General features: G+C 42.4%; 12 protein-coding genes. 7 read left to right on the forward strand and 5 right to left on the reverse strand.

What is annotated here, in order from left to right:
- Positions 1 to 18: 18 nt before the first annotated feature.
- The gene (locus L4D74_RS15905) at positions 19 to 975 is read right to left on the reverse strand and encodes an AAA family ATPase (RefSeq protein ID WP_428753201.1); all 957 of its coding nucleotides are present in this window, start codon (positions 973 to 975) and stop codon (positions 19 to 21) included.
- A 493-nt stretch (positions 976 to 1,468) separates the two neighbouring features.
- Here L4D74_RS15905 and L4D74_RS15910 point away from each other — a divergent pair, with 493 nt between their 5' ends.
- The 4 genes from L4D74_RS15910 to L4D74_RS15925 all read left to right on the forward strand — a co-directional run bounded on the left by L4D74_RS15910 (position 1,469) and on the right by L4D74_RS15925 (position 3,634).
- Positions 1,469 to 1,669: a restriction endonuclease subunit S gene (locus L4D74_RS15910; protein WP_428753203.1), complete on the forward strand. Its 201-nt coding sequence runs from the start codon at positions 1,469 to 1,471 to the stop codon at positions 1,667 to 1,669.
- A gap of 297 nt (positions 1,670 to 1,966) precedes the next feature.
- Positions 1,967 to 2,644 (forward strand): LuxR C-terminal-related transcriptional regulator, encoded by a 678-nt coding sequence (locus tag L4D74_RS15915; protein WP_428753205.1) that lies wholly within the window; start codon positions 1,967 to 1,969, stop codon positions 2,642 to 2,644.
- Positions 2,645 to 2,816: 172 nt separating this feature from the next.
- The gene (locus L4D74_RS15920) at positions 2,817 to 3,401 is read left to right on the forward strand and encodes a thioredoxin domain-containing protein (RefSeq protein ID WP_428753206.1); all 585 of its coding nucleotides are present in this window, start codon (positions 2,817 to 2,819) and stop codon (positions 3,399 to 3,401) included.
- Positions 3,398 to 3,634, forward strand: coding sequence for a hypothetical protein (locus L4D74_RS15925; RefSeq protein ID WP_428753207.1), 237 nt, complete (start codon positions 3,398 to 3,400; stop codon positions 3,632 to 3,634). Before L4D74_RS15920 ends, L4D74_RS15925 begins: the two co-directional genes overlap by 4 nt.
- A gap of 131 nt (positions 3,635 to 3,765) precedes the next feature.
- On the opposite strand, the gene L4D74_RS15930 is transcribed toward L4D74_RS15925, so the two are convergent.
- From L4D74_RS15930 to L4D74_RS15940, 3 genes are read right to left on the reverse strand one after another with little or no spacing between them, the layout of a single operon-like run.
- Positions 3,766 to 4,602, reverse strand: a complete 837-nt coding sequence (locus tag L4D74_RS15930; protein WP_428753209.1) for a CsgG/HfaB family protein — start codon at positions 4,600 to 4,602, stop codon at positions 3,766 to 3,768.
- 18 nt (positions 4,603 to 4,620) lie between these two features.
- Positions 4,621 to 5,031, reverse strand: coding sequence for a curli assembly protein CsgF (locus L4D74_RS15935; RefSeq protein WP_428753211.1), 411 nt, complete (start codon positions 5,029 to 5,031; stop codon positions 4,621 to 4,623).
- A gap of 16 nt (positions 5,032 to 5,047) precedes the next feature.
- Positions 5,048 to 5,434, reverse strand: coding sequence for a CsgE family curli-type amyloid fiber assembly protein (locus tag L4D74_RS15940; protein ID WP_428753231.1), 387 nt, complete (start codon positions 5,432 to 5,434; stop codon positions 5,048 to 5,050).
- Positions 5,435 to 6,000: 566 nt separating this feature from the next.
- Here L4D74_RS15940 and L4D74_RS15945 point away from each other — a divergent pair.
- The 3 genes from L4D74_RS15945 to L4D74_RS15955 all read left to right on the forward strand — a co-directional run bounded on the left by L4D74_RS15945 (position 6,001) and on the right by L4D74_RS15955 (position 7,820).
- Positions 6,001 to 6,678, forward strand: a complete 678-nt coding sequence (locus L4D74_RS15945) for a curlin subunit CsgB (RefSeq protein WP_428753213.1) — start codon at positions 6,001 to 6,003, stop codon at positions 6,676 to 6,678.
- 66 nt (positions 6,679 to 6,744) lie between these two features.
- Positions 6,745 to 7,479 (forward strand): hypothetical protein, encoded by a 735-nt coding sequence (locus tag L4D74_RS15950; protein WP_428753215.1) that lies wholly within the window; start codon positions 6,745 to 6,747, stop codon positions 7,477 to 7,479.
- 89 nt (positions 7,480 to 7,568) lie between these two features.
- Complete coding sequence (locus L4D74_RS15955) at positions 7,569 to 7,820, forward strand: hypothetical protein (protein WP_428753216.1); 252 nt, start codon at positions 7,569 to 7,571, stop codon at positions 7,818 to 7,820.
- A 64-nt stretch (positions 7,821 to 7,884) separates the two neighbouring features.
- On the opposite strand, the gene malK is transcribed toward L4D74_RS15955, so the two are convergent.
- Positions 7,885 to 8,994: a maltose/maltodextrin ABC transporter ATP-binding protein MalK gene (malK, locus tag L4D74_RS15960; protein WP_428753217.1), complete on the reverse strand. Its 1,110-nt coding sequence runs from the start codon at positions 8,992 to 8,994 to the stop codon at positions 7,885 to 7,887.
- Between the last annotated feature and the right edge of the window lie 460 nt (positions 8,995 to 9,454).

Below are 9,454 nucleotides of genomic sequence, written 5' to 3' on the forward strand. Positions count from 1 at the left end.
ATACCGCCTAAATGTTCGTTACGCAGAAGCAACAGTGCTAAGAAGCTCGTCAACCACATCATTTCCGGTGATCCCTTCGGCTTGAGCGTGGTAGCTAAGTAGCAAGCGGTGGCGCAGCACAGGGTAGATGACGGCATGTACATCTTCTGGGCTAACGAAGTCTCGCCCGGCTAACCAAGCATGGGCACGGCTTGCTCTATCTAATGCGATTGTGGCTCGTGGGCTCACGCCCATTTCTAGCCATTTTGCTAATTTGTCGCTGTATTGAGTGGGCTGACGAGTCGCGACAATAAGTCGAACGATATAGCGTTCAATAGTGTCTGCCATATGAATAGAGAGAACTTGCTGGCGAGCCTTGAAAATATCCGATTGTGAAATGGCTTGTTGTGGTTGCATGGTATGACCAAGTGCCTCGCCACGATTGAGCTTGAGGATGGCTAACTCGCTCTCTGCATCTGGGTAATCGACTTCAAGATGCAATAAAAAGCGGTCTAGTTGTGCTTCTGGTAAAGGGTATGTCCCTTCTTGCTCAATTGGGTTTTGCGTTGCCATCACAAGAAATAGCTCGGGTAATGGGTAGGTGGTTTGCCCTACACTTATCTGTTTTTCGGCCATAGCTTCAAGCATGGCAGCTTGTACTTTTGCAGGTGCTCGGTTGACTTCATCCGCAAGCAGTAAAGAATGGAAAATAGGGCCCGCTTTAAATTCGAACTCGCCACTTTCTGGGCGATAGATGTCAGTACCAGTTAGATCGGATGGCAGTAAGTCTGGTGTAAATTGGATACGATGAAAGCTGCCTTCAATACAATCAGCTAGTGCTTTTGCTGCCCTTGTTTTTGCGAGTCCTGGAGGTCCTTCAACAAGAATATGCCCGTCGGCGAGTAGGGCGATGAGTAATTGTTTTACCAACGCTTCTTGGCCAATGACTTGGGTCTCAAGGTAACCTTGGAGTTGTTGAAAGGCTTGCATAGGCATGTATTATTTCCTTCTTATCGATAGCTAGCCACGACAAATGACATAACGGGCTTATATATAAATCATCTAGACGTATTAAGTAGAGGCGTTACGGTTCACAAAGTTCCATCTGTTATGTCATTGTTTTGTCAAGCTAGTTATGACGTTTGTCGAATTTGCGATACCCGATAATGTAGGGCGTTAGAGAGGATTGTTCAATCCCCTTTGAATGAATCTATAGCAGAGAATATGCATCCGTCATAGTAGGTGTTATGTTTGGGTAAGGTATGTAGGAATTACAGACGTAGATAGTACGTATTTTGTACGAAAGCTATTAGCATTTGTAGGCGAAATAGCTATTTTCTGACACGCTTTGCATTCTGTGACCTTTATAAAGATAGAGGGATTAGACTTGTCGCTAGCCTCGCTATTGTAAAACCAGTAAACTAGCCAGAATTTTAAGCATCTTATTGATGAAATCTCATATTGGTAAAATTAGTGAAGGTAATGGGTTATGAGTGATTTTGAGAAAGAACTAGAAGCAATGTCTGTTCAAACAGAAGGAGAGCCAGAAGTGTCTCTACCGTCAATTGAAGAGCAACGTGAAATCGCGCAAGCACTGAAGAAGTTGGAAGAAGAAGGCAAGCTGACGCCAGAAATTTTAGAGCAATACTTTGGTAAGTTTAGCGAAAAGAATACAGCCCCTCTTCACTAAGCAGTACCACGAATTCTAGGCTACCCTTGCGGTGTTATCATAGCACCGCCATTTATCCGCTTAATATGAATCAATTCGACTACACTTAGTAATTATGTTGGGTAGTCATATATCTAACCAATGACTTAATAATGATAAGAGATCTCATATCTGAGACGATGACTATAATTTACTGATAGTTATAACATTAACTTTGTTCTTCTCGTGAATGTCTTAAATGCAACACTTGACGAAAGTAAATAAGAGGTTAACTTTAGAGTTACTTTTCGGGAATCCACGCAAACAAGGGAGTGTGTTATGCCGACCGTAGAAGTTGAGACCCGACAAGCGATTTTGTTGGCGGAAAATAACCTACAGTCAAGCTTACTGAAAGATTCAATAGAGCAGAAGGTTGATCTTAGTATCAAGCTTATCTCTCCAGATCGGCTCAGTAGCTGTAAGCTTAGTCTAAAAGAATATCATTTCGATATCGTTATTGTCGATCACCCGGCAATGACGGAGAAACATATAGAAAGATACCAAGACTTGCGAGAGCATCTTTCTGCTGATGTCCAAGAAATTCTAATCAATACGTCTCCTGAGCTTTCCCATGCAGATATGTTAAAGTGGCAGCATTTGGTGGGTATTTTTTATTCAACTGATAACCTCGATAAGCTGGTTACGGGCTTTGAGTGCATTTTGCGTGGTGAAATGTGGATGAGTCGCAAACTGGTGTTTGAATACATCAAATTTTATCGTGGCCGGCAATGCGCCAAAACCAGCCCTTATTACTCCAAGTTAACGAAACGCGAGCAACAAATTATTAAGTTGCTGGGCGATGGAGCGTCTAATACGCAGATCGCAGATTCGTTGTTTGTTAGCGAGAACACAGTGAAAGCACATCTACACAACACCTTTAAGAAAATAAAAGTGAAAAACCGTCTACAAGCCTTGCTATGGGCAAAAAACAATATTGCATCTAACGAGTTTGTTTAAGTGATTGAGGCTTTTGTATAAAGCGAATACCACGTGAATGATGTGAATAGAAGAGAGGTGACTCCCTTCTATTGTTTTTCAATTTCTCCTTCTTATCTCTACATATTTTAGAATTCATCAGTAATTAATGTTTCGTTATGGTAGCGCTCAGGTTTTTAGCTAGAGATTACCAATGAAATCCCTGTTTGCTTTGATGGTATTTACCCTCGTTCAATTTTCTGCTGTAGCATCGCCGTATAAAGCGGGACAGCATTACCTTACCTTAACGCATGCCCCAAGCATTGAGCCTCAGGTTATGCTATTTCACTCCCCATTTTGCGGACCTTGTGCCATGGTTCACGGCCCTATTATGCAAATTGTTAAGAAACACAACGCGACTTTTAGGGAAATTATTGTAGGTGTCGGCCCGGTTGGGCGCGATGTGCAAGAGGCGTTTATTGTTGCCAAAGAGCAGGGGCTAGAGAAATCATTTATTGAGGAATTGATTCACAGAATTCATTTTCGCGCTAATCACGCCCCTCAGTACAGAGAGGATTTTGTTGAGGTTCTTGACACGTGTGGTGTACAGCAAGACAAATTTGAAAGTCGTTGTCAGTCAGTAAACGATCAAGTAGAGGACTTTAATCGGTTAGTGAAAGCTTATCGTATTAATGCCACACCTACGATTGTCGTTAATGGCAATAAGCAAGTAGTGTTGCATCGGCTTAATAGTTTTGAGGACCTCGATGCATTAATCGCGGAGTTACTAGCATCATGATGGAACAAGATTTTGCGGTAGCGATGATTTGTTTCAGCGTACTTTGCGCACCAGCCGTGTTGGGCGGTTTCCAATCAAAACGGTCGTTAACTTGGTGCTTCAATGCCTTGAGTGCGGTCTGTGTCGGTATCGCGTATCATTACCCTTATCATCCTATGGTTTATCTGCCAATGCTTATGTTGGCCGTGACAAGCTGGCTCTTTGCGGTAGGATTCGCAATTAACCAGCCTTAGGGTGTAATTAACTTTATGGCCAGTTCTCATTGATCAAGAGTAAAAAAATAGGGCTACGGGTAATATCCTTTTTCCGCATAGCCCTATTTGTTGCTTATTGTTTTATCTGTCGTTTATCGTCTTAAACACGGTTATAGAATCTCGGTTTTTGCATTAGAGTACTTTGCAATAATGGGATTAGAATTAGCGTCAGGATCGCTAGACGACCACATGCCACGCTCCATTCCTTTGATGATTAGATGAATGACGGCTGCATCTATCGCTGACATAATGGCGATGTTAACAGGCTCGTTATTACTGTATCCCATTTCGACTTCTAGTAGCTCTTTGTAGTCGATGAATCGAAACGCGCCTAGCCCAAGTTCATGAGACGAAATGGTCTTAGAGGTTGTGATACTTAATAGTACTTGCCCGTTTCGAACGTCAACGGCTCTAAGGTTGACGGTAACTTGATCCGTTCGGTACTGACCAGATGCGCCGATGCCCAAATACTTAGCGCCGACTCCACCGGTACGAATATTAGAATCGTAAGCCACAATTCCACCTTCAATCACCACGTTTGCCGAGTTGAGTGAAGAAAGGTCGGCTCCGTGATTGGAAATAACCTTATCTTTTTTCTGAGCAGCACGAATGATTTTCCGTTCTGTTAGTAGGTTTTGTAGCCCTTCTCGCTCTAGAGGGATAAACCACTTTGAATCCAATAGTGACGTCGTTAGTAACGAGGTGCCTCCTTGGGGCACCGCAGTAGAGAAATTACTATTCGGTTGCGGTTTATATTGACCTGTTTGGTCCCTAAAATCATAGACTGAGACAAGAATTTTACCTGCGGGCTTGGGCAGTGAGATCAAATCGGTATAGGTTGCGCCGCGAGGCATCAGTTTTGGCTCTGCGGAGGTATCGGGTATATCCAATGATGTTGCACAGCCCCCAAGCAATAAAGCTATACATAAATAAAAGAGACCTTTCATAATACTATCCTTGTAATTTTAGAGGTCGGGATTTAGCCCTGAAACCTGAATTTCCGTTGATTCACCTGTGGACTTATCGACAATTTGCACCAGAAGTGAACCGTTTGAATCGACAATATTGAGGAAGAAGTCATCGGTTTCGAGTTGACCAGTATTGCCATTACCGACATCGGCAAGCAGTTGACTAATTAAGCGAGACTCTAGGCTGGAAGCGAGCCTATCGAGTGCGCTTTCTTCTTCAAAGTCAAAGCTTGACGCGTTAGGGTCCTTATAATCATTGATGGCAGTAGCATGATTGATAAGAATGGTACTGTTTAGGGGGTTCCCACCAAAGCTTGGGTTGATAGGGGTATAAACAAGTTCACTCGCATACGTTGTGCTAGTAGCTATGACAACGATGAGTGCGATAATCGGGGTTAAATGTTTCATCCTTGTATCCTTAAACTTAGAATTCTTCATGATCGAGATCGTAAGTGTCTTGAAATAAGCGCTCAGCTTCCCAACGAACGATGTAGTTGCTGACAACACGAATAGCATCATTTGCGCGGTCTTTTGCTTGCTGGCGACCAGGGGAAAGTGCGGTGCGGTAAATAACTTTTCTTGAATGAAATACTTCAATGATGCTGCCAGATAAAGCAGTAGGAATTTCTGATACGGTTAGGTTTTCTTTGAGTTCGGGGTAGGTGTCATTAAGACGTTGTGCGAAGAAAAAATAAAAATCTTCTCCTAGACGAGTGATTGTTCGGTCGACAATCAGCCCATCCACTTCATTAAAATTAGTGAATCCAGCTTTATCTCCAGAGTCTTGTTCTAGTTTTTGATTTGACTCGATTGAAGATTTAGATTTTTCTGCAGGTTGGTTAAGCAGGCTCCGACCTTCACCCACGGCTGATGAACTAACAACCCACAATAGAGTTACAGCGTAAATGAAACTGAATAGTGGTTGGAATTGAAAGATACAAGTTGCACCGACTGAGAACCTATCCTTCATATAGGTATAGGCGTTATGTTGCTTGTGCCTTGTTAAGCGCCATATGCTTAGGTTTATCCTTTTACCTGAAATATTCCACATACCCGAAATCCTTTTCTTGGTACTTTATCGGTAGATATTTTTGCTTTCTTTATCATCGTTATTAGATATTAAAATTATAAATATTAGCCGTGATGTGAGCCATAAACTATAGCGTTAGAAATAGTATAAATAATATAGATCGAAGGTTTCTAATTGATAGGAGGGTGTAGATATAAATGATGCGACTATGTGAGGAAAATTCTATTTTAGTTTATGGTTATGTTTCCTTACCTACTTTAATCTTTAGGTGAATATTACAAGGTAGTATCGCATGTGGTTTTATTTGGTTTATATCTTACTATCACCTATAGGGAAATTGAACCAACATGGTTATTAAAATGTATACGATGGAAAGATTGTGGAGTTATTTTATCGAAGCTTTAAAAATGGCAGTCTTCTGTGTGTTTACGTTGTTCTTTTCTTCAGTAGCCAATGCTTCAATCTCTTTTGATTTAAATGGAGAGTTTGGTGATTTTGGTAATGGAATAAGCAACAGTGACCTCATGGAATTTGATGAACTGAGTGTGGCTACGAGTAGTAGCGGTTATAGTAATTATGCAAAAGTGGTTGTGTCAAACTCTCAGTATAATCAGTCTATTATAGAGCAGGAAGGAGGAGGCTATAGGAGTAATGGTGCGGTGATTATACAATCAGATACCATGAATAGTCAGGCTTCGATAAGGCAGGACGGTCAAGCAAATCTTGCGATGGTTAAGCAGTCAGGTCACGACAACTCGGCAAATATTAAACAGCACGGGGTTGGTCATCATGGGTTGGTTGTTCAAGATGGAGAAAATAATATAGCAATATTGAATCAATATTCAACGGCTTATTCTTCTTATTCTGGTAGCGATATAAGTCTTAACCAAACCAATGATAATAACATTGCTTTTATAGTTGATGGAGGTGGATCTAATTATGGTGTTAATCAAGATGGTGGCGACCAAATATTAATTGTCGGAGCATCTAATATGGGTATTTATGTGAATCAAACAACACCTTGATTTGAATCGCGTAATCACAAGTGCTTCGTAAGGAAGCGAATTTTAGACAATATAGGAATTATTGCTATGAAAAAACTAGCACTTTCAATTTCAGCATTATTAGTTTCGGCATCTGTGGCTGCGGTACCGACCGTTCCCGGTGTCTCTAACGTACATATTAAGAATGCAGTAGCGAGTTATTCATTACCTGCAGGAGATAACTCAGCCCTCGTCTTGATGGACGGTGGTGATTGGGGGGATGTCTCGATTGTCCAAGGCGTCGTACCATTGAGTGACGGGAATCTAGCGGTTGTCGATTACACCGGCAGTGGTAATGATAACAATACGACGATTAAGCAACATCGTGAAGATAATAATGCCCTTGTTCAAGCTTGGGGTGATAGTGGCGATAACGATGTCGAAATCATCCAAAACGATGATGCAAGAGCATGGGTGAGATTTGGTGGCGACAGTGATGGTAACGATGTGGAAATTTTGCAAAGAGGGTCTAGTAACCAAGCTCGTGTTGCCATGCGTCAAAACAGTGATGATAACAGAGTCGATATAGACCAAAAAGGCTCAAACTTTGTCGCCAATGTCGGAGCTAGAGGCAATAGTGATGACAATGAAGTTTATATTCTGCAAAAAGCGGGTCATAGTAACTCTTTAGCTGAAGTGTCGTTTAACAATGCGAGTCACAATGACGACAACAACCAGTTTAATAGTACGTCAGGTATTTATATTAGCCAAACAACAGGTGATTATGCCGGCGTGTTTATCTCTAATGCCGATCATAATGCGGTGTACATTAAACAAAACTAATGACTTGTCTTCTCGTAGCAATAAAAACGGCGCAAAGCGCCGTTTTTATCGTTTGTCTAACGATAAGTTTTGATCTTAGTGCGTCTGTAATGAGTGGTCCTTTAATGTGTTTAGTCACGAAAAAATATGTGCAGATTGAGCCTAATCGAGGAGCAAACAGTGGCGTTTTAACCATCGTTACTCGCCATCGCAACACGTTGAGGGTAGACAGCAGCAATGGGGTTGTTCGATATAGGTTGGGTACGACACAATTCCCATTGGAAGTGTTGGATGAGAATAGCGGACGTCGCTGGATTGTGAATGCAGATTGTACGAAGCAGGTAGAAAAGAAAATCCCCTAACTTCTATGAAGTTAGGGGATAGCTTACAAGCCAAAGTGGTTTAAATATTGGCGATTATTACATTCTATAAACCGGCTTCTTTATACAGGCGGCGACAAGCACGACCATCACTGTGGAACAAGTGGCAACGGTGAGCTGGAATACCGATAGCGAATCTATCGCCCGTTTCAACAGATAGAGTGTCAGGTTGACGGAAAATAACGTCCGCGTCTGCGCTTTCAAGGTTTAGGTAGACTTGAGTTTCGTTGCCGAGTTTTTCAACGATCATCACTTCCCCTTCAACTTTGGCGTCGGCTTCATCTGCGAGAAGAAGATGCTCAGGGCGAATTCCTAGTGACATGCGATCACCACGGTTAACCGTTGTACCATCAACGGGAATCCAGAAAGAATCACCGTCAGATAGCTGAACTTTTACTCGATCTGCTTCAGCGTCATCAATGAATACGCTCATGAAGTTCATTTTTGGTGAGCCAATGAAGCCAGCGACAAAACGGTTTTCAGGGTAGTGATACAATTCTAAAGGCTTACCAACTTGAGATACCCAACCGGCGTCCAACACCACAATCTTATCAGCCATGGTCATCGCTTCTACTTGATCGTGTGTGACATAAATCATGGTGCAACCGAGCTGGCGTTGTAGCTTAGTGATTTGCGCACGCATATTGACGCGAAGAGCGGCATCTAAGTTGGATAGCGGTTCGTCGAGTAAGAATAGGTTAGGTTGAGACACCAAAGTTCGGCCGATGGCGACACGTTGACGTTGCCCACCAGAAAGTGCCTTAGGCTGGCGCTCTAAAAGGTGACCAAGTTGAAGGATTTCAGCAGCGTGTTCAACGCGACGGTCTATTTCAGCTTTATCGGCTTTCGCTAACTTAAGACCAAACGACATGTTGTCATATAGGTTTAAGTGAGGATAAAGGGCATAAGATTGGAACACCATACCAACGCCACGCTTTGACGGTTCAACGTCATTCATGCGCTCATCACCAATATACAAATCACCGGACGTGATGTCTTCCAAACCTGCAATGCAACGTAGTAGCGTTGATTTACCACAGCCCGACGGTCCAACAAAAACAACAAATTCACCTTCGTTGATTTCTAGGTCGATGTTTTTGGAGATCAGTACGTCGCCGTACGCTTTACTAACATTTTTTAACGTGACACTCGCCATGTAGCTCGTCCTCGATTCGTTTTATTTCTTTTTGCCGGTCATTATAGAGATAATTGAACCGCTAATAATAGGAAATTGGTCAGTGAGTATGGGAATTTTGTGTTGCCACAGAATAATGCAATGCATCGATTTATTGCTAAAAGTCCCTGATGGAAAGAAAAAGGGGTGGCGTCGTACGATAACGCCACCCTCAACGCTAAGAAGTCGTCAGTATCCCCCGACTCAGACCGAATGCATCCCCCGTAAACTAAATTACTTATTGCATTTCAACCTGGGTCTACTTAACGATGCCAGCGATGTAAAACCAGCGCTCTAACCTATATGGCTTTAACCTATATGAGTCTGCTGGAAAGGGTTCTTACCATCCACTCTTGGATGACTGCAGTTTCCTAGAATCAGGTAATCTAGACATCCTCCCGTAAGAAATAATTATAGGGGGAGTAGTAGGGGAGTAGGGGGC

Source organism: Vibrio cionasavignyae, from assembly GCF_050337155.1.
In the GTDB taxonomy this organism is placed as follows: Bacteria; Pseudomonadota; Gammaproteobacteria; order Enterobacterales; family Vibrionaceae; genus Vibrio; species Vibrio nomapromontoriensis.

Coding starts and splice junctions, on each gene's coding strand:
- L4D74_RS15945 (WP_428753213.1), top strand. CDS start 6,001: ATGGTTATTAAAATGTATACGATGGAAAGATTGTGGAGTTATTTTATC.
- L4D74_RS15925 (WP_428753207.1), top strand. CDS start 3,398: ATGATGGAACAAGATTTTGCGGTAGCGATGATTTGTTTCAGCGTACTT.
- malK (WP_428753217.1), bottom strand. CDS start 8,994: ATGGCGAGTGTCACGTTAAAAAATGTTAGTAAAGCGTACGGCGACGTA.
- L4D74_RS15905 (WP_428753201.1), bottom strand. CDS start 975: ATGCCTATGCAAGCCTTTCAACAACTCCAAGGTTACCTTGAGACCCAA.
- L4D74_RS15910 (WP_428753203.1), top strand. CDS start 1,469: ATGAGTGATTTTGAGAAAGAACTAGAAGCAATGTCTGTTCAAACAGAA.
- L4D74_RS15930 (WP_428753209.1), bottom strand. CDS start 4,602: ATGAAAGGTCTCTTTTATTTATGTATAGCTTTATTGCTTGGGGGCTGT.
- L4D74_RS15955 (WP_428753216.1), top strand. CDS start 7,569: ATGAGTGGTCCTTTAATGTGTTTAGTCACGAAAAAATATGTGCAGATT.
- L4D74_RS15935 (WP_428753211.1), bottom strand. CDS start 5,031: ATGAAACATTTAACCCCGATTATCGCACTCATCGTTGTCATAGCTACT.
- L4D74_RS15915 (WP_428753205.1), top strand. CDS start 1,967: ATGCCGACCGTAGAAGTTGAGACCCGACAAGCGATTTTGTTGGCGGAA.
- L4D74_RS15950 (WP_428753215.1), top strand. CDS start 6,745: ATGAAAAAACTAGCACTTTCAATTTCAGCATTATTAGTTTCGGCATCT.
- L4D74_RS15920 (WP_428753206.1), top strand. CDS start 2,817: ATGAAATCCCTGTTTGCTTTGATGGTATTTACCCTCGTTCAATTTTCT.